Origin of the sequence: Pseudarthrobacter raffinosi (genome assembly GCF_023913835.1) — a bacterium.
GTDB classification, from domain to species: domain Bacteria; phylum Actinomycetota; class Actinomycetes; order Actinomycetales; family Micrococcaceae; genus Arthrobacter; species Arthrobacter raffinosi.
In genome coordinates, this window is sequence record NZ_JAMXBG010000033.1 from 1 (window position 1) to 19431 (window position 19431).

18 protein-coding genes, 2 pseudogenes and 1 riboswitch are annotated in these 19431 nt (G+C 64.4%); of the genes and pseudogenes, 11 read left to right on the forward strand and 9 right to left on the reverse strand.

Going from position 1 to position 19431, the window contains the following annotated elements; genetic code table 11:
- Together NG697_RS20360 and NG697_RS20365 are read left to right on the forward strand one after the other, a co-directional pair.
- The coding region (locus NG697_RS20360) for a hypothetical protein (RefSeq protein ID WP_252615037.1) at nt 1-283 on the forward strand (283 nt) is incomplete at its 5' end.
- 300 nt (nt 284-583) lie between these two features.
- Nucleotides 584-1321 carry a ferritin-like domain-containing protein gene (locus NG697_RS20365; RefSeq protein ID WP_256473109.1) on the forward strand — a complete coding sequence of 246 codons (738 nt, stop codon included), beginning with the start codon at nt 584-586 and terminating at the stop codon, nt 1319-1321.
- 722 nt (nt 1322-2043) lie between these two features.
- Here the strand turns inward: NG697_RS20365 and NG697_RS20370 are convergent.
- From NG697_RS20370 to NG697_RS21245, 5 genes are all read right to left on the reverse strand, one after another.
- Nucleotides 2044-2679, reverse strand: coding sequence for a thioredoxin-like domain-containing protein (locus NG697_RS20370; RefSeq protein WP_252615039.1), 636 nt, complete (start codon nt 2677-2679; stop codon nt 2044-2046).
- Nucleotides 2680-2705: 26 nt separating this feature from the next.
- Nucleotides 2706-3392, reverse strand: a complete 687-nt coding sequence (locus tag NG697_RS20375; protein WP_252615040.1) for a DUF305 domain-containing protein — start codon at nt 3390-3392, stop codon at nt 2706-2708.
- Nucleotides 3393-3579: 187 nt separating this feature from the next.
- On the reverse strand, nt 3580-4341 hold the full coding sequence (locus NG697_RS20380; protein WP_252615041.1) for a DUF4396 domain-containing protein: 762 nt from the start codon (nt 4339-4341) through the stop codon (nt 3580-3582).
- A gap of 369 nt (nt 4342-4710) precedes the next feature.
- Nucleotides 4711-6684, reverse strand: a complete 1974-nt coding sequence (locus NG697_RS20385) for a bifunctional copper resistance protein CopD/cytochrome c oxidase assembly protein (RefSeq protein WP_252615042.1) — start codon at nt 6682-6684, stop codon at nt 4711-4713.
- Between the two features lie 188 nt (nt 6685-6872).
- Complete coding sequence (locus NG697_RS21245) at nt 6873-7718, reverse strand: M23 family metallopeptidase (protein WP_252615043.1); 846 nt, start codon at nt 7716-7718, stop codon at nt 6873-6875.
- Between the two features lie 3 nt (nt 7719-7721).
- Nucleotides 7722-7916, reverse strand: a riboswitch (cyclic di-AMP (ydaO/yuaA leader).
- 152 nt (nt 7917-8068) lie between these two features.
- On the opposite strand from NG697_RS21245, the gene merT reads away from it, so the two are divergent.
- The 5 genes from merT to NG697_RS20415 all read left to right on the forward strand — a co-directional run bounded on the left by merT (nt 8069) and on the right by NG697_RS20415 (nt 12014).
- Nucleotides 8069-8380 (forward strand): mercuric ion transporter MerT, encoded by a 312-nt coding sequence (gene merT / locus NG697_RS20395; protein ID WP_252615044.1) that lies wholly within the window; start codon nt 8069-8071, stop codon nt 8378-8380.
- A 119-nt stretch (nt 8381-8499) separates the two neighbouring features.
- Nucleotides 8500-8961, forward strand: a complete 462-nt coding sequence (locus NG697_RS20400; RefSeq protein ID WP_252615045.1) for a TlpA family protein disulfide reductase — start codon at nt 8500-8502, stop codon at nt 8959-8961.
- Between the two features lie 177 nt (nt 8962-9138).
- Entirely contained in the window at nt 9139-10194 is a 1056-nt protein-coding gene (locus tag NG697_RS21250) for a tyrosine-type recombinase/integrase (protein ID WP_252615046.1), read from the forward strand.
- Between the two features lie 3 nt (nt 10195-10197).
- Nucleotides 10198-10554 (forward strand): helix-turn-helix domain-containing protein, encoded by a 357-nt coding sequence (locus NG697_RS20410; RefSeq protein ID WP_252615047.1) that lies wholly within the window; start codon nt 10198-10200, stop codon nt 10552-10554.
- Between the two features lie 320 nt (nt 10555-10874).
- Entirely contained in the window at nt 10875-12014 is a 1140-nt protein-coding gene (locus tag NG697_RS20415) for a site-specific integrase (RefSeq protein ID WP_252615048.1), read from the forward strand.
- A 43-nt stretch (nt 12015-12057) separates the two neighbouring features.
- On the opposite strand, the pseudogene istB reads toward NG697_RS20415, so the two are convergent.
- A pseudogene (istB, locus tag NG697_RS20420) lies at nt 12058-12678 on the reverse strand (IS21-like element helper ATPase IstB); the annotation flags it as partial.
- Nucleotides 12675-13718 carry a Mu transposase domain-containing protein gene (locus NG697_RS21255; RefSeq protein WP_252615049.1) on the reverse strand — a complete coding sequence of 348 codons (1044 nt, stop codon included), beginning with the start codon at nt 13716-13718 and terminating at the stop codon, nt 12675-12677. The pseudogene istB and the gene NG697_RS21255, both read right to left, overlap by 4 nt.
- Before the next feature lie 560 nt (nt 13719-14278).
- Between NG697_RS21255 and hisD the strand changes: the two genes are divergently transcribed.
- The 4 genes and pseudogenes from hisD to NG697_RS21260 all read left to right on the forward strand — a co-directional run.
- A complete protein-coding gene (hisD, locus tag NG697_RS20430) occupies nt 14279-15622 on the forward strand; it encodes a histidinol dehydrogenase (RefSeq protein ID WP_252615050.1) in 1344 nt (447 codons plus the stop codon).
- A 47-nt stretch (nt 15623-15669) separates the two neighbouring features.
- Entirely contained in the window at nt 15670-17013 is a 1344-nt protein-coding gene (locus NG697_RS20435) for an MFS transporter (RefSeq protein ID WP_252615051.1), read from the forward strand.
- 158 nt (nt 17014-17171) lie between these two features.
- Nucleotides 17172-18221, forward strand: a complete 1050-nt coding sequence (locus tag NG697_RS20440; RefSeq protein WP_252615052.1) for a LacI family DNA-binding transcriptional regulator — start codon at nt 17172-17174, stop codon at nt 18219-18221.
- A gap of 2 nt (nt 18222-18223) precedes the next feature.
- Nucleotides 18224-18316, forward strand: a pseudogene (locus NG697_RS21260) (AAA family ATPase); the annotation flags it as partial.
- Here NG697_RS21260 and NG697_RS20450 read toward each other — a convergent pair.
- Both NG697_RS20450 and NG697_RS20455 read right to left on the reverse strand, forming a co-directional pair.
- A complete protein-coding gene (locus tag NG697_RS20450; protein ID WP_252615053.1) occupies nt 18295-18816 on the reverse strand; it encodes a hypothetical protein in 522 nt (173 codons plus the stop codon). The pseudogene NG697_RS21260 and the gene NG697_RS20450 overlap by 22 nt on opposite strands.
- A gap of 100 nt (nt 18817-18916) precedes the next feature.
- The coding region (locus tag NG697_RS20455; protein ID WP_509908560.1) for a DUF8462 domain-containing protein at nt 18917-19431 on the reverse strand (515 nt) is incomplete at its 5' end.

Genomic DNA, 19431 nt, shown 5'->3' on the forward strand with positions numbered 1-19431 from the left:
GAACGAGGGCACCACCAACGGCGGGCTCGTCTCGGACCTGAACGCCGGCCTCGGGCTGAACCTGGACGCTGAGACCAACCTGGACACAGCAACCCGGACGGTCGCCAACACCACCACCACCACCGATGGGGAGAACACCCGGAACGAGGGCACCACCAACGGCGGGCTCGTCTCGGACCTGAACGCCGGCCTCGGGCTGAACCTGGACGCTGAGACCAACCTGGACACAGCAACCCGGACGGTCACCAACACCACCACCACTGATGGGGACAACATTCAGTAGTCGCCCGAATTTGAATGACTAGGCAGGCCGGGGTGCTGCTCTACAGACCAGCACCCCGGCTCCAGCCCAGCAAAAACCGCCAATCAAACGGTGAAAAAACCGCCATTCTCGGCTAACAGTCACAGGCTGGGGGAATAGTGGACTTCAGTTCTTCCAGGAGTTTGGATCGGTCTCTTTCCTCGCCGTAGTCGGGGGGAGTATTCTGACGGTTATCATGGCCGGTCTGGCCGTGGCGACGAGGGTGTCGCAGCGCTGGGATGCGCTAAAGGAGTAAGTCCTGCCCCCGCCATTTCATTCGCGCTGAACCTGGAATACCTTGAGGCCGAATTCTATCTGCGTGCAGTGACAGGCGCAGGTCTGGCCGACAGCCTCACGGACGGCAAGGGCAAGAAAGGCGGAGTAACCGGCGGCCGCAAGGTCCCGTTCACTGACGGCAGCCTCATCAAGAAGTACGCCGTGGAGATCGCGGCAGATGAAGAGGCGCATGTCCGGTTCCTGCGCAGCGCCCTGGGCAAGGCCGCGGTGGCCCGCCCGCAGATCGACCTTGACGCAAGTTTCACCGCCGCCGCTCTCGCCGCCGGACTCATCACCGCGGGCCAGACCTTCAGCCCGTTCACGGACGAAACCAGTTTCCTGCTCGGGGCGTTCATTTTTGAAGACGTCGGCGTCACCGCCTATAAGGGTGCTGCCCCGTTCATCGACAACAAGACCTATCTCGAGGCGGCCGCCGGGATCCTTGCCGTGGAGGCTTACCACGCGGGCATCATCAGAACCACCATGTACGCCCGGGACCTACAGAAACCGGCGCAGGCCATCTCGAACGCCCGCGACAGCCTGGACGGAACATCGGACCTCGATCAGGGCATCGGAACAGTCAAGGAAGCCAACCTCGTGCCGGCCGACGCCAACGCTCTCGCGTTCAGCCGTACCCCCGCGCAAGTCCTGAACATCGCCTACCTGACCCCGGAATCGGTCAAATCCGGCGGGTTCTTCCCCGCCGGCGTCAACGGAAAGCTCAACACGAGCGGCGGCAGCTGAGGCGCATTCAACCTGAGACGATAAGCCGCCGCGGACGTCAACGGGGGCGGGCAAGAGCATGTCGTCAGTCGGGCAGCTGATCATGGGCCGCTGAGCCCTTTTCCGTAGGGACCGGCGTCGGCCGGGCATTATGATGCGTCCGTCATCGGTCTCGGCTCGATGATTGGCCCAGAGCATGATCCCGGTCGTCGCCCTGCCCGGGCCAGGGTCAGGTCTCCTGGTCGGGGCTGATCGTAGCGGCCCTGATCGCACCCCTTCCACCACTGTCTGTGACGCTCGACGTCCTCACATGTTCGCAACAGTGACCATCCTGCGCCTGGTCAGGCTAACGGGGAAATGTCGATCCGGCCGGGCCAGACACGGCCCACCGTGCTCCATCACAGCGCCGCTCGCGCACCATACGCCTGTCCGGGGCTGTGACAGGTACGGCCGCGTCGAAGGCGGTGCGTTCCGGATGCCCGGCAGGGACGTCCGGGCACCGCCGCCGTTCTCATGAATCTGGCCCGATGGTACTTTCCCTGGCACAGGATGACCTGAAGCACGGCCGGATGCAGGACACTGGGATGGCCGCCGCGCTTCCTCATCGCCTCCCGGCAGGGTTGGGTTTCATTCTCTGTGTCATCTGCAGGACAGGGCCGGAGCCTTGCGGCGCGCATCGCAGCCATAGGTCCGGCCGCCTGTATCACTGGATGGCAGGGCTGCCCGGCTGCGCCGTGTTGCTGTCAGCCGTCGACACCGCCGGTGCAGACGGCGCCGGGTTCAGGGGCCTGGGGGCTCTGCCGGTATTTCTTGATGAAGGTGGCGATGCGTTCGTCGCTGCTGCTGTCCACCGAGAGCTGTTTACCCCAGGCGGTTGCGGTAACGGGCGAGGCCTGGTCGGTGACCGGGCTGAGCAGGAGGTAATCCTGGGCACCGGCCAGTGAGGTCAGTTCGGCAACCTGGTCCTTGGGGAGGTCCTGCCGGTAGGAAAGCCAGACGGCCCCGTGTTCAAGGGAATGCACCGCCCGGGTCGGTTCGACCGGGGCGGTGTAGATGCCGCAGTTCGTCCATACGGGTGCGTGGTCACCGCCGGTCGGCGGGTTCCGGGGGTAGCTGACGGGCCCGCTGATGTGGTTTCTGGACTGGTCGGGGAAGTCCTGGACGCCTTCGACCGGCCGGGCGGCCTCAGCCTTGGCGGTCTCCTGTTTTTGGACTTCGCCGACGACGACGAAGGCGGTGGCAGCGATGATGGAGGCGACGACGACGCCGCCGGTTCCGTAGATCAACCAGGCCTTGCGCCCGTCGGCCGCGCGTTGTTTAGCCCGCATTGCCTTGACAAGGGCTTTTCGGTCTTCGGCGCTCATCCTGGGTGACGGCATCTGTGTTCTCGCTTTCCTTAGGGCGGTCAGAGGCTGCGGCGCAGCTCTTGGAGGGCGGTGATTTCGGCGGTCTGGGCGTCCACGATCAGGGCCGCGAAATCCCGTACCGTCGAGGTCTCAGCCAGGCGTACTCCGGCAGAGGCCATGGCGACGCCGCCCTGGTGGTGGCGGATCATCAGTTCTGTGAACAGCCGGTCTGCCTCGGCGCCAGAGGACCGGCGCAGCGCCTGCATCTGTTCTGGGGTGGCCATGCCCTCCATCGCGCCGTCAGCGCCGCCGGCGCCACCCTGCGAGGCATGCGGCGAGCTTCCGTGACCGCCGGCCCCTGAGTCCATCCACGCCATGGGCGGAATCGGGCGTGCCTGCGACAGCCCCCAGTCCTGCAGCCAGGCGTACATCTGCCCATTCTGGTGCTGCTGACTGGTGGCCACGTCGTAAGCGACAGCCCGGATCTCCTCGCTGTTGGACCTGTCACGGATCAGCAGGGCCATCTCGACAGCCTGCGCGTGGTGTGCCTGCATGTCCCGGGCAAACCCGGCGTCCGCGCCCGTATCCGACACGGGCCGCGGCGTGGCGGACGACCAGCCAATACCGAAAAAAATCAGCGCAGTAAGGATAACAACAGCAATGGAACCAAGCCACATATATCCGGCCGGGAGCCGGGGAATAACCGGTCCGACGCCCTCCGGCGGGACTGCTGATGAAAGCGGCATCGGGAATCCTTCGGGTGTCAACGTCCGCTAAGACGTTCGTTCTACGGTGCTGGCCGTCGGCGAATCCCCAACGTCACATGAGTTGGTGTTGGATGCAATCGACGGGTTGGGCGGAAAGGGGAAATCCCCTTTCCGCGCCCTCATATCCATGCTAACCAGCCCGCGGGCACACGCCCCTGATGGTCGATCAGTTACCGCGACCGCTGAAAGCGGGAATGGCTGCCTCAAGGACCGGGTCCTTGACCCCCCGCTGGATCAGCCATCGGGCGGCCGGGTAGGCAGTGGCGAATCCGAGGATGTTTCCGATCCCCATCAGGAAAAGGAAAGTCACGTCGGTGGGTGCGGGCATGAACATCCCGAAGTGCAGGAGGATCATCCATCCGCCCATGCCGATGTCAAAGGCCAGTACTGTCACCGTCGCCGCCAGGAAGGCAGCACCTGTGCCCTTCCTGGCCTGAGGCTCGCCCCAGATAGGGGATGCAAAACGCTCGAAGAAGAACAGGATCGCGATCGCAAGTAGGGCGATCACGATGATCAGCACCCAGAGTTTGATTCCGGCGATGGTGAGGCCGCTGGCGATTACCAGGGGAACACCAATGACGTGCGCCACCGTGGCCGCTGCTCCGCCGGGAGTTCCGGCGGTCAGCGCCTTCAACGACAGGCGTTGTTCAGGAAGCGCCCCGTTTTCCTGCTGCCATTTCGGGCTGCCTGCGCGGCCCAGCCGGTAGTAGGCCCACAGAGCGAAGGGCCCGAGGTACAGGGCCGTAATGGGCCATACGATCTCCATCATGCGTTCGCTTTGGCGATAACGCCGCACGTACACGTCATATAAAACGACGGCCGCCGATAGAACTCCCACTGCGACATAGATCCAAGCGACGGGCGTCAGCCACTCAGGGATGGCGGATTCCATGGCCATCATTTCTGCGGGGTCATTGTGCATACTCATACAGGTTCCTTCGCAATAACTGTCGATTCGGGGTGGCCGGCGGGCTCTCTTCCCATAGGCGAGGGCGAAGTACTACCCTGCATAGGACATGCGGCAATACTATCCTACATAGGAGAAGGAGAAACCTGAAACGGTGACTGTTGCGCCCGTTGCCTGGTGACCGCGAGGATGACCAGGGAGACGATCACAGCAGCGGCTGCGGACCAGGCGCCGCCGATGATGGGGGTTTGTGCCTGACGTTTGCCTGCGCGCGTTTGACTTCGGCAAGCTTCGCCGCTGTCTTGGCCGCCCGCTGCTGTTTGACGGTAGGTACTTCACCCGGGGCGGGCGGGGACTTGGGTTTGCTCGGGGTCGGGAGTGTTTGCATGGTCAGGAGTGCTGGGGGTTGGCATTCGAATCGTTCCTTTGCTGTTGCGTGTCCTGGGCCGTGGCCTGTCCGTTTATTCGGTCCGGCATCAGGTGGTCCGGCTGGCGCTTGCGGGAGAGGGTGATGAGGATTGCTGAGAGGGCGCAGGCGAGGAGCAGGATGTTCCCGGCGAGGTGTTGGTCAGCGGCGGCGGAGGGTTCCCATGTCCGTCCGAGACCTGTGAACCATTCCTGTTCAATTCCTGCAGGGTTTAGGAACCGGAGGCCTGCCGCTCCAATTGCTGCTGATGTTGCGGCGAGGGCAGCGTGCCAGTGTTCCGGGGATCCTGGTGTTTCATTGCGGGACTGGAGGGCTTTGGCGAAGAGAAGGCCGGCGGCGAGGAAGAGTACCAGGCTGGTTTCGTGGGCCAGATGTTCGCGGAGGCTCAGTTTAAGGGCAGGTGTCAGGTAGAACAGGACGGTCAGGGATCCCAGCGTTAGTCCGGCAAGCAGCGGCCCTGGTTTGGCGGCCGTGCGTGCGAGCCACAGAATGCCTTCCCTCGGTCCGATGCTGCCGTCGTTCCGTTCCGGCAACACCGTCAGGGCCAGCTTCAAGGGCCGTGCAGCTGTAAGCAGCCACGGTATCGGCAGGGCCACGGCCATGGTTCCGGCGGCGTGGGCGCTGAGCAGGACGGGGCCGTACACGGCGGGAGGGCCGGAGGTGATAAAGGTCAGCAGTATCAGGGCGCTGAACCAGCTGAGCAGGCAGCGCTTTGGCCAGACGGCGCGGGTACGCGTGTATGCGCGTCCGTAGAACAGCGCCGCGAGAAGTGCTGCGGTGATCCAGAGCCAGTCTGGCCGCCATTGGATGAACCACGTGCTGGCGTCCGGTTCGGGAGGCAGCAGGTATCCGGTGAGGATTTGGGCCGGGGTTGCTTCCGGGTCCGGTTCCAAAGGAACCGGTGAGGGGCTGCGGGCCAGGGCGACCGCGAGGCCCATGACGGCGCCCATGATGAGCAGTTCGACCGCAAGGACCCGCCACAGCAGACGGGGCAGGAGGCCGGGAACAGCCAGTGAGGGAATGACCCGGTACCGGTGAATGAGGCCCAACAGCCCGAGGAACAGGGTTGCAGCCGTCTTGGACAGGAGCAGAGCACCGTAGGCGGAGACCATCCCGTCGATACTGCCGAGCCGGTAGAGGGCACTGATGGTTCCCGCGGTCACCACCAGGGCAAAACTGAGGCCGGCGAGGACGGAAAAGCGTCGGAGGACGGTTTGTGCTGCGGCATGGTCTGTTCCCGGGCGGGTGAGAGCGGGGATGGCGGCGGCCAGTGCAATGATTCCTCCGACCCATAGGGTTCCTGCCGCCACGTGAAGGCCAAGGGCATTGCTGGCACCGATGTGGTCAGCGCTGCCTGCGGCGTGGCCGATCGCTGCGGTGGCGGGGATGATGCTTGAAAGCGCGAGCACGGCGGTAGCCAGGAGCAGGCCTGCCGAGGACACGGCGACGACCAGCATACTGACCAGAACGGCGATGATCAGGATGGCCAGCCGGGCCCGGCCCGCTGCGACGTCGGTGACGAACAGTCCGAGCTGGTCGGTGAAGTCGGCGTCCCCGCTCAGGGGCTGGCCTGCAATATCGGCATACGTCAGCAGGAGAACCGCCGTCGCGGCCACCACCCACACGCCGGCCGCCCATGCTGCTACTCTCAGGGTCGCCTTAATTGCACGATTCCCCTGGGCGCCTTGGTTCCTGGGCAGGATAGCGGCCGCGAAGATCAGAGCGCCGGCGACGGCGGCCAATGCCAGGTGATGCACGGCAAGAACCGGTGGCAGGCCCCAACGCACGATTGCCCCGGGATCCGACAGCAAACGTTCCTGGCCGGCACCGGAGTAGGCCACACCGGCCAGGGCCGCCAGGACGGCCGCGGCAAGACCGCCTGCAGTCCACACCGCTGCCACCGGGCCGGGAGGCCTCTTGCGCAACGCCACTTTCATTCCTGCTGTTCCTTCCATACCTTCCGGGTGAGTGCATCCTCTGGTGCCGCCGGTCAGGGCCAGCCCCGCATCCGGGAGTGTGCCGCAAAAGTGCGGAGGGGCCTGGCAGTCATCGGGCCTCGCGGTCGGGAACGATCACCGCGTCCCGGCATGAGCAGGACCGGGAAGACCCGCTGCCGGAGGCCTTGTTACAGCCAGGCTGAGGGATCGACCGTCTGGCCGTTAACGATGACTTCGAAGTGGAGGTGGCAGCCGGTGGAGTTTCCGGTTGTGCCGGCAATCCCGATCCGCGCGCCGGTTTCAACGGCTTGGTTTATCCGCACTCCGATCGTTTCGAGGTGGTTGTAGGTGGTTTGGAGGCCGTTCCCATGGTCAATGACAATACGGTTGCCGCCGCCGTAGGGGCTGAATCCGGCTTCGATGACAGTCCCCTTGCCGGCGCTGAAGACTTCCGTGCCGCATCCGGCGGCGAAATCCTGGCCCGTGTGCAGTTCACCTGCCGCTCCGGTCAGTGGATTGGCCCGGTATCCGAACGGTGAATTGAGCACCGGATCTAAAACGGGGGAGCTGAGCCTGGCTCCGGCCGGTGGAACTCGTTGTCCGGAGGCCTGCGCTTTGGACGCCTCTACCATTTGGGGGGACGCGGCTTCTGCGGCGGACTTCTCCTGTGGCGAAGCAGCGGGTGCCAGGCTGGGAGGGGCCGGGGGCGCCGGGTTGGTGGTCACCTCCGTGCGCCCAAAGTCCAGCTGTGCACCGGCTGTGGCAGTCACGGGCGCAGGCGCGGCCGGCGCTGAAGTTCCTGCTGCCGCTTGGGGGCCGGTGTGGGTCTGAGGGGTGGCCGCGTGCGCGGAGGCCAGGGACGCTGTCAGGGCCACGCCGGAAGCGACGACTGCCAGGGCGATACTGCGTCCGCGGTGGCGGGGTGATGCGTCAGGGGCCGGTTCGGCGCGGCGGCGCCCGCGGGCGGGCCTGGTGGTGGCGGGCGGATGTGTGCCGGGCACAGGGGAGTACCCGGCAGGGGTGTGGATGTTCACAAAATGTCCTTCTGCCGGCGCCTGCGGGGTTAGCTGTCGGATTCGGGTCAGGAACAATAACCCGGCCCCTGCCCGCGTGCACCTTGACATGGCTGCATAGCGGTTCAGGGGCTTCACCCCAAGACGGCCAGAGGGCCGTCGCTGATGGGTTCCCCACCTCTGCCAGGTGAACTTGAACGGGCCGGGCAGCTGGCAGAGTTCGGCGCGCCGCCCGGGAAACGCCCTGTTGATGGCATTTCCTTACCAGTATTGACCTTCCACTATGGAGGAAGGTCAATACTGGGTGTACGAGCCTGACCACCCAATCGCCCGTTCCGGCCCCTTACGGCGGAGCGTTGAAAGGAACGACTGTGTCAACTACTTCCAAGGTCCAGAGCCGGACAGGGCTGGCCGTCGGCGGCTTTGTCCTGCTGCATGTGCTGTGCTGCGGGCTGCCGCTGCTGATCGCGGCCGGAGCACTGGGTGCAGCCGGCTCATTCCTGGGCAATCCGTGGGTCATCCTTGCCGCTGTGGCCCTGGCTGCGGTTGTACTGCTCTGGGCGCTCCGGCGCCGCCGGCCGGACGTATCGGGTGGGGTGGAGGACTGCTGCGCACCCGCCGCCTCCGCGTCCGACCAGGATCGCAACGCAGGCAGGACCACGCAGCCCACCGGCGGCCGGTGATCGACAGTCACCCTGGCAACAGGGCCGGGGACCGGGGGCCGCGGAGGTGGCCTTCATGGCAGACGGTTCTGGCGCTGCTGCTTGCCGGTGCCGCAGCAGTAACCCTGTTCGCATCGTTCATGTCCTCCTCTGCACCGCAGGCGGACCAGGCCGGAGAGGGCCCGGCGCCGGCGGCAGCAGCCACGTTTACCGCCCTGACAAGCCAAGGGGAAAAGGTGCCGGTGCCGGGCGGATCGAAACCGAGCGTGCTCTTTTTCTTCTCCATTGAGTGCGGCGCCTGCGGACCGGGAACCCGGGTACTCGCAGAGGTCCAGAACAGCTCACCTGCTGCCGTGAACTATGTCGCCGTGGACATTGCACCGTACGAAACGGCCGAGGAAATCAAAGAATTCCTGGCCGGGAACAACGCCTCCTCCCTGGCCTTTGCCTCTGACTCCGGGACACAGCTCATCACCGCCTACCAGATAAACCAGGTAAGCACCGCTGTGGTCCTGGACGCTGCCGGCCGGGAGGTCTTCCGCGCAGTGGAGCCAGACGCGGCGGAACTGCGGACGGCACTGGCTGCCGCGGGAGCCGGTTAAGCGAACCGTTACCTGGAAATCGGCTCAGATGTAACTGCAGATCTGTTCCGCGTCGCAGCGCTGAGGGTCGGCCGCCTCGGCGGTTGCATACTGTTCGGCCACGGTCACCCGCAGCGCGGTAAGCTCCGCGATTTTCCGGTCCAAGTCCTTCAGCTGCTTCCCCAGGACGTCCCGTACGTGGGTGCAGGGCGTCAAACCGCTATCGCGAATCCGCAAAATGTCCTGGATCTGGAGTTTATTGACCCGTCGGCTTATCAATCGGCCTGTGTGGATGCATTCGTCGCCAGCCAGGTCGCCCGGGGTTTCAGCCAGCTCACCATCGATAACGGCACGGGAGTGTTGGAGCGGTTCCTGGCGTTGGCGGGGAAACCGGCGTGGGAGCTGGAACCGGAAGACATTGATTCGATCATGGCGGCATTAATTGAACGCGGCGTCGGGACGGTGACCCGCCGCGGATACGTAGGCACCTTCAAGTCGTTCTTCGCATTCTTGGAGGCCAGGCATGGGGCCGAGATTGAGTCACGGTTCGGAGCGCGGCTATCAGACCCCCTCGATATCTTTCACTCCGGCCGCCATGTGGGAAGCGATTCCCCGGCCACTCGTCCCCCGCCGACCCCGGCCCGGATGGACGAATTCTTCACCTTCCTGCGTCACCGGATGGACGGGGCCCGCAAGTGGACGCCGGCCGCCCGTGACTATGCGCTGTTGCGGATGCTCTATCATGCAGGATTGCGTTCTGCGGAGGCGGCAAGTCTGGAGATCCGCGATCTGCATTTTGACCGGGGGCCCTTCGGGAAGATCCACGTCCGTCTGGGCAAGGCTGCCAAGGGCTCGGGACCACGGCCGCGGTGGGTCCCCATGCTCGATGACCTCTCACTGATTCTTCACTGGTATCTGGCCGAAGTACGCCCCCGGTTTAAGGTTCCCGGACCGGTCCTTTTCTGTGACGAGGGCGGCGGCCAGCTGAACTCCGGATCGATCCGCAACCGTCTGGCGCACCTGTGCGATGAGGAGGGCCATCCGGTGCATGATCGTTTCAGCCCGCACGGTCTCCGCCACGCCTGTGCGACGCGTAACTACGAACGCGGCATCGATCTAGTCGCGATCCAGCAGATGCTCGGCCACTGGAATGTGGGAACGACGATGCGCTATGTCACCCCGTCGGCGACGTTTGTCGAAGACGCTTACCGGCGGGCCATTTCCACGACCCTGACCAACTTGAAGGAGGACTAAACGATGGCCGTATTCCGTTGGCGGCTCAGAATGGCCGCCGCCCAGCGGGAGGTCTGGACGGGAGCCCAGCTACGTCGTCTGCTGGCGGAGAAAGCCGGCCTGGAGCTATCCGCCGCTTCAGTCTCCGCGCTTCTGACGAACCAGCCCGTCCAGGTCAAACTCGAGACCCTCGCCGCACTTTGCACGGCATTGGACTGCACCCCCAACGACCTCCTCGAACTGGACACAACCAACTCTGCTGCAACGGCAACTTCCGCCAATACTGGGACCGCGGCCGGAGGCGCCGGCGGCTCGGCGGACCCGCCCGGTCCGGACCGGGCCCGTGCCCGCGGTGGTGCGCGGACACCTCCACCGTTCTGAGTCGGACAGTGCTGATCGGGAAATGCCTGGATTGCGGCAGCGACGCCCTGCATGCCCGCGGCCGGTGCACGCCCTGTTACTGGAAAGCCAAACGGGAGGCCCTCAAAGAGGACTGCCCTTCCTGCCAGCTCAGTAGAGTCCTGGTCCCGGAGTCGGGGATCTGCGGGATGTGCGTCCGCCGCGCCCGGCCTCGGAAGAAGCCAACACCCCGGATCTGCGCCGGCTGCGGACGGATGGCAATCCATGACGGCCTCGGCCTGTGTTCACCCTGTTACCAGCGGGACCCGTCCAGGGTCGCGACCTGGACCGAGGGGGCCCTGATGCGTCTGGGAGACAACGCTCCGGTCTGGTTCGGGCCGTTGGCCCAGGACCTGGCCCAACGCTGCGCAGCCCCCAAAGCAACCGCACATCTACGGAAGGTTGAGGCTCTGCTCCACACCGGCGTGGCCACACCCGCCGCCATTATCGCTGCTCTGCACACCTCAGGCCGATCGGCCGGCGCTACCACCAGGCTGGTCGATGAATTCTTCATCCGCTCCGGGAAAGGCACCCACCTCGATGAGCCCAAACGGCTCGCGGCCGGCCGCCGGCACCGGCGTCTGGCCCGAGTTCCCATATCACTGCGCCCCGGCGTCGAAGCCTTCACCCGGCACCTGCTCGACTCCAGGATCCGTGCTGAACTCCGCGGCCACGGCCAGCTGGGAGACAACACGATCGAGGCCCGCATCGCAGACCTGGGTATGCTCGCTGAACAACTCACAGGCCGCGGGATCACTGATTGGGCAGCGGTCGCGGTCACCGATATTGAAGAATTCATCACGACCAACACCGGATCGCGGCTGGCCACCTGCCGGGGCTTCTTCGCTTTCGCCCGCCGCCGCAAACTCATCCTGATCAACCCCGCCGGCACCATCAGGCGCAAGAGTCCCCGCGGATTCGCCGGGCACATCCTCACCCTGGACCACCAGCGCCAGCTGCTCACCCGCTGGAGTGACCACAACGTCAACCCCGTTGAGCGCGGCGCCGGGCTGTTGAGTCTGCTCCACGGCGCCAGCTGCACCGAGCTTCGCCACCTGCGCCTGGTGGATATCGATGTCGGCGCGGCGACGATCCGATTCGCAGGGCGCCCGCATCCAGTGCCCATTGACCCGCTCACGGCAGCCGCCCTAGACGAGTTTCTCAGCGCGCGCTCCACCGTCCTGAGTGGCAATCCGTACGCGTTCACCACCCGATACACACGCCGGCACCGGGATCTTGTCTCGTCATCCTTCATGACCCATATCCTCGACGGTGCAGGCATCACGCCCACCGTGCTGCGTCAGACCCGGCTCGCAGATCTGGCCCACCGCCTCGACCCGCGTCTGGTGGCTGCCGTCTTTGGCATGACGGAAGGAGGTGCACTGCACTATGTCACCGATGCCGTTGACAACGAGGATCATGTCTTCAGCCCGCACCTGTGAACTTTAGGTACGAAAGCGCATACCTTGGGCGGAACCTGTGCGCTTTGGCGAACGGGAGGTTGGACGTCAGGATCATGGAGGCGTGTTCGTAGCGGCTTGAGACGAGTTGGAAGAACAGGTTCGCGGCGTCCTGATCGAACGGGATATAGCCGACTTCGTCGACCAGCAGGAGGCTGTAGCGGCGGAGTTTGACCAGTTCCTGGGTGAGTTTCCCGCGGGAATGGGCCTCCTGGAGCCGGGCGACCCAGCCGGTGGCAGAGTCGAAGAGGACCCGGTGCCCGGCCTTGGCTGCCTTGATGCCGATGCCGACCGCGAGGTGGGTTTTACCGGTGCCGGGCGGTCCGAGCAGGACCACATTTTTGGCTTCGGAGAGGAACACCCCGGTGCCCAGATGCGCGATGAGGTTCCGGTCCGCGGAGGGCTGGTGATCGAAGTTAAACTCCTCCAGGTCCTTGTGGGCCGGGAACCTCGCGGCTTTGATCCGGGTCGCCGCTCCGGAGGCTTCGCGTTCGGAGACTTCCCGGGAGAGGACCGCGGCCAGGTACTCCTCATGAGACCAGCCGGCGTCTCTGGCCTGGTCCCCGAGCCGGCGGAACCCATCGCTGATCCGTGGTGCGCGCAGGGCCCGGGCGTAGTACTCGATCTGCGACGGTGTCCCGGTCATGACGCCGCCTCCAGGACCAGTTTCGGCTGCTGGCCGAGGTCGATGCCGAAGATCTCGTCGTAGGCGGCCAGATCCCGCACCTGCACGGACTCTATCGGTTCGGGGCGGTGCACCCGCTGGGTTCGGAAGTCCCGGCGCATCACCGCCGCACGGGCCACGTGGGCCGGATCGGTCACCACCAGGTGCCGGGCCCAGGCCCGGACGTGGGTGGCGATGATGACACCCTCATGGGTGACCCACACGGTCTCCAAGTCAGCGATGACGTCCACGATCCGTCCGATGAACGATGGGTCCACGGAATAGTCGTTGGAGAGTACGCGCACGTAGTAGTCCCGCGGGAGCCGCACTGCGTTGCGGAACACCGCCTCCGGGCTCACCGGCGGCAGTTCCCGCATCCTTTCCCGGTCGAGGACGATCAGCTCGTCAGGGCGGCCGTGGCGGGACCGCGAGTAGCGGTGATTGGCCTTGGGCAGCCAGTCCTCGAGCTGGGCGTTGAAGTCCGTTGGTGAGCGGAAGTCCCGGCCCGGCATGAACCGTTGGCGGAAGAACCTGTTCATCCGCTCGACCATGCCCTTGGACTCCGGATCACGCGGAGGAAGCAGCTTGATCTCCAGCCCGAGCGAACCGGCGAACGCGGCCACTGGCTCGGTCGGCTTGCGCCTGCCGATGCCGGACTCGTTGTCCCACAAGAGCCGGGACGGGACCGCCTGCGCGTCCTGCAGAAGAGTCCACATCCCGCCCAGCAGGTCCGGCGTCGTCCGTGACGGCAGCATCCGGGCCTGGATGAAACCGGAGAACGCCGAGGTCATCACCAGCACCGGCGGCGTGTCGGACTGGCCCTCACCGACGGGCAGCGGCTCGTGCGGGTACCAGAGATCGCACTGGACCTGGAATCCCGGCTCGTGGACCAACCGGTCCGCCGGGTCCGGCGGCGCGTATTCGGGCCGGATCGCGGCGACCTTCGCCCGGAACAGCGACGCGGAACCGGACCAGCCCACCCGCTCCGCCAGCGTTGCCGCCGGCATCGTTGGCGTCTTCACCAACAACTCCCGAACCCTGGGTGCAAACGCATCAAAACTCGACACCCCGGCCGCCCGCTGATACTTCGGTGCCCGGTCTGACTCCAGCGCCCATCCACCGTTCCGCGGGAAACCCCCACGATTCTGCCGATCTCACGCTTCGAGTGCTTGCCTGTCGAAAACAGGTGGCGTATCTCCGCCCAATCATCCAAATTGATCACCTTCCATAATGGTCGGTGGCCCTGTTTTCAAATGGCAGAAGTGGTCCTGTTTTCGGTTGGCGTTAACAGCTGTCATGAAAACATGAGTTTCATGAAACCGGACCTGTTGGCGGTCGTGCCCGACTGAGGAGATCGCGGGTTGGGCACCCATTGAATGTATCGCCGGTGGCCGCCCGCGGAATCTGGTCGATCATGTTCACACCTTCCCTCTCGAAGCCGCAGTGTGTACGTATACATTTATGGTCGGAACCCTTGCCCATGGTTAATGTGTACGTATACACTGAATATCGACGTGCAGGTTGCAGACCTGTCCAGGGCGTTCCAGAGGTCGCCCATCAACGAAGATGGAAGGTAATCCTGATGACCGTTACAGCTATCAGTTCCGCCGTGAGCTCCACAATGCTCAAGGAGCCGGCGCGTAACAGCGTGGCCCGCGGCAGCACCCCCGAAGTGCGCGCCACAGTGGAAGGCGTCATTGCAGACATCCGCGAACGCGGCGATGAGGCTGTCCGCGAATATTCCCTGAAGTTCGACAATCACGGACCGGAATCTTTCCTGGTCGGCCCGGAGCAGTTGGATGAGATCATGGCCCGCGTCCCGGCACAGGTGATCGAGGACATCACGTTCGTCCAGGAGCAGGTCCGCGTCATGGCCCGCAAGCAGCTCGAGTCCCTGACCGACTTTGAAATCGAAACCCTACCCGGCGTATTCCTGGGACAGAAAAACGTTCCGGTCCAAGCCGCGGGAGCCTATATCCCCGGCGGCAAATACCCGCTGCTGGCCAGCGCCCACATGACCATCGTGACCGCCAAAGTTGCCGGCGTGGAGCGCGTGGCCGCCTGCACCCCCCTCATTCAGGGTGAGGTCCCGGACGCCACAGTCGCCGCTATGCACCTGGCCGGTGCCGACGAGATCTACCTCCTCGGCGGCATCCAGGCGGTCGCTGCCCTCGCGATCGGAACGGAGACCATCAAGCCCGTCAACATGCTGGCCGGTCCCGGCAACGCCTTCGTCGCCGAAGCCAAGCGCCAGCTCTTCGGCGAGGTCGGCATCGACCTCTTCGCCGGGCCCACTGAAGTCCTCATCGTGGCCGACGAGCACGCCGACCCGTTCATCGTCGCCGTCGACCTCCTGTCCCAGGCCGAGCACGGCCCCGATTCGCCCGCCGTCCTGATCACCACCAGTGAAGAGCTGGGCCGTAAGGTCATCGAGCATATCGACACGATTCTCGTGGACATGCCCACCCGCGACTACGCCGCGCCCGCCTGGGGCGACTGGGGCGCCGTCCACGTCGTTGAAACCCTCGACGACGCCTACGCGCTGGCTGATGAGTACGCCTACGAGCACGTGCAGATCCTCACCCGGAACCCGCGTGAGGCACTCGAGAAGATGCACGACTACGGCGCCCTGTTCCTGGGTGAGGGAACGTGTGTCTCCTACGGCGATAAGGTCATCGGCACCAACCACGTGCTGCCCACCCGCGGCGCCGCCCGCTACACCGGCGGCCTCTGGGTCGGAAAATACCTGCGCACCGTCACCTACCAGGAAGTGACCAACACCGAATCGAGCGCGTTCTTCGGCGAGCTCTGCGGCCGGGCGTCCCGGGTTGAACGCTTCGAAGGCCACGCCCGATCGGGTGACGTCCGGGCAGCCAAGTACCGCGGCACCTCCCTGCCCTGGTCTGACCACACCTTCGGAAGCTGAACATGTCCATCCAAACGCCCTCCCGCCCCCAGAACGGATCCCCTTCCATGTCCACTGCCACAACCATGACACCTGAGCAGGTCCGCCGCCGGACCCTGGTGTCCGGCACCATCGGCGCCATCGTCGAGTGGTACGAGTACACCGTGTACGCCACCGCCGCCGCACTGGTCTTCGGACCGCTCTTCTTCCCCGCAATGGATGCCAGTCTTTCGCAGATCGCTGCGCTGGCCACCTTCGGCGTGGGCTTCGTTGCCCGTCCCGTCGGCGCCTTTGTCGCCGGCCACCTGGGTGACAGGATCGGCCGCAAGTCCACCCTGATCCTGACCTTCGCCATCATGAGCGTCTCCACCGCTCTCATAGGCCTGCTCCCGACCTACGAGACCGTTGGGGTCCTGGCTCCAATCCTGCTGTGCGTGCTTCGGCTCGCCCAAGGCTTCGCAGTCGGCGGCGAATGGGGCGGCGCGGCGATCATCGCCGTCGAGAACGCACCCAAGGGCCGGCGCGGGTTCTATGGTTCCTGGCCGCAGATCGGCGTGTCCTGCGGTCTGCTCTTCGGCACCGGGGCAGTGGCCCTCGCAGGTGCGCTCACCGGTGACGCCTTCAACACCTGGGGCTGGCGAATCCCCTTCCTGCTCAGCATCGTCCTGGCCGCCGTCGGTCTCTACATCCGCCTTAATGCGGCAGAGAGCCCGGAGTTCCTGGTTGAAAAAGAAAAAATGGCCAAGGAAACCGAGCACCGCAAGGCGCCCATTGCCGAGCTTCTGGCCAACCACCGCAAGCCGCTGCTGATCGCGATTTTCGGCCGCTTTGCCGAGGCCGGCAACTACTACCTGTTCACCGTCTTCGTGCTGTCCTACGTCACCACAACGCTGCAGGTGCCGAAACACTACGGCCTCACCGCCGTCATGATCGGCTCAGCCCTGAACATCATCATGATCCCGGTCTTCGGCCGGCTTTCCGACAGCATCGGCCGGAAGCGCACCTTCCTGCTCGGCGGGACAGCGATCGTACTGACTGCCTGGCCTATTTTTGCCCTGATCGGCACCGGACAGCAGCTGGCCATCATCCTCGGTGTGGCGCTGTTCCTCGCTCTTGGCCACGCGTTGGTCTACGCGCCCCTCCCCGCGCTCTACTGCGAGCTGTTCCCCACCGCCGTCAGGTATTCCGGAATTTCCATCGGTTACCAGATGGCGTCCATCCTGCTAGCGGGATTCATGCCGGCACTCGCCGGTGCGCTGGTGCTCTGGACCGGCAGCACGTTGCCGGTGGTAGCGATCATCATCGCCAGTACAATCGTGGCCATGATCTCGATCTCCTTCGCCAAGGAAACCAAGGACATCGATCTGGCCGACATCGGCCAGACCAAGAAGTTGATGGACACTAAGGTCTAACCAAACGTCGGTGATCGTACGGATAGCGGAATCCGCGGCAAGCGGGTTCCGCTATCCTCGGCTTGTCGGAGGCCTGGTATTCGCTAGTCTGAAACCACACAGTCCGGCACCACCCTGCGTGCCAGCGCGGGAACATTCGATCAAAGGAGGACGGCGCGATGGTTACCAGCCGTGATGTGGCGGAACTCGCCGGAGTCTCACAGGCTACTGTTTCGCGGGTCATGTCCTCCTCTGCGAAGCTGTCCCCTTCCACCAAGGCGCGCGTGCAGGCGGCCATGGTTACTCTGGGCTACGTGCCGCACGCCGGTGCCCAGGCGATGAGAACCAGGCGGACCAACACCATCGGCGTCGTGGTGGCCGATCTGATCAACCCGTTCTACCCTGAGGTTCTCGACGAACTGAGCCGTGAACTGGACGCCGCCGGTTTTCGGATGGTCGTTTGGAACGCCGGTGGCGGCAGCCACCATGACGCTTTGAAAGCCATCCGGGAACACGCCGTCGACGGGGTTATTTTCACCACCGCCACGGAAGATTCGCTGGAACTTCAGGCCGCCATCGAAAAGAACAGCCCGATCGTGCTGATCAACCGTGTTGTGCAGGGCCTGGAATGCGACCAGGTCACCAGCCGCAACACCGAGGGCGGCGCCGCCGTCGCCAACTACCTGCTGGAGCACGGCAAGACGCGCGTGGCCTTCATAGGCGGCGCGGAAAACGCAAGCACCTCCCGGGAGCGCGGGCAGGGCTTCCTCGGCAGGATGGCCGAACACGGTTATGCCGTTCCCGAGCATTTCCGCTTCCAAGGCGGGTTTTCCCACGACATCAGCGCGCAGGTCATGGGGAGGCTGCTGTCCCGCGCCGACCGCCCGCAGGCCGTCTTCTGCGCCAACGACCTCATGGCCTTCGGAGCGCTGGATGCGCTGCGGGCCCACCAGGTCCCGCCGGAGGACTGCTGGGTGATCGGCTACGACGACATTGAAATGGCCGCGTGGGATTCGTTCAGCCTGACCACCGTCCGGCAACCCAGCCGCGAGATGGCACGTGTCGGGGCCAAAATGCTGCTGGACCGGGTCCACACCCCGGGCGGACCGGCGCGCCGGGTTAACTTCCCATGCAACCTCATCGTCCGTGGAAGCACGGAACTGGCTGGCCTGGCCACCGCCAAAGCACCGCCTCATTTTGACCTGCGGAAACACGGCTTGAAGCACTAAGCTGCCATGGAGACGCCGGAGTGGGTAAAACACTCTCTGCGCGCCGCTACGCCAACTGGGATGACCTCGAGCCCTACATCACCGAGTGGGGACCAGTGTTCCGATAGCGGTTGAGGACGTCCTCACGAGCAACCTGCTGTTCGAGCGAGGTGAACTGTTGACGCAGATTCGCGACCTTCTTTTGATCTTCCTCGAATTCTCGTAGCTCAGGCTGCAAAGCATCGGTTATAACCTTGGACAGACCTCCAGCAGAAATGGACGCGTTTGGCAGGGTTAACTCGGGAAGTGGAATTTGCAGTCGCATGAGGGATTGAATCTCACCAGCCAACGGGCGCAGGAGGTTTCCGCACATCGCAGCTATCCGCCCGCGTGGGCCGTTCCCGTCCTTGATGAAGACCAGAGAGAACCTGCCGGAGCCAAGGGCCTTATTTTTTGTCTCGTCGGGCCAGTCAGCCTTTCGCGTGTTTACGAACGCCTTCAAATCCGCGAACTGCTGCTCGCTGGCGTTAGCGAATCTGTGGGCATTATTGCCTAGCCACTCCTCGAAGCGTTCGTCGAACCACACGCCCAGCGCAACACCAGTCTTGCGACCCAAAGGGGACGCCTTGGTGTTCGGTCCATCCCTGCTGTGCTGGAGAAGCAGCTTCGAGGTGGGAACGCCGTGGTGTCCTGTCATCTCAGAAGCAGCTCAAGGCTCACTTGGATTGGCGTTTGATGAAGGACGCCATTCCCGGGACAGTGAAGGCGATGACTCCATGTTCGGGAGCGTAGACGAGGCCCTTCGCGATCAGGTTTGCGCGAATGGGGCCGAAACTTGCCGGACTGCGTCCCAGGCGCGCTGCTATTTCCCCCGATGAGCTGCCTTTGTCGCTGTCTTCGGCCATGGCCCTGAGGTAGTTCTGTTCGGCCCGGGTTGCCCGGTCCCATCGGGCGCGGAAGAATCCGCTGTCCAGGGCTGCCCGGCCGTTGGCTGCACCGACGCGGGCGTCGTCGTAGGTGATTTTTGCGCCTGTGGCGGCGTTCCATGTGTCCTGTCCGAATTGCTGCAGGAAGTACGGGTAGCCGGCGCTTTCATTGACGATGAGAGCCACGGCGGAGTCATCCCACTCGACCCCATCCTCGGCTGCGGGCTTCGTTAATGCTTCCGAGGCGACGGGTCCGCGGAGTTCCTCGATTTTTTCGTAGTTGAACCGTTCGGCATAAGATTTCG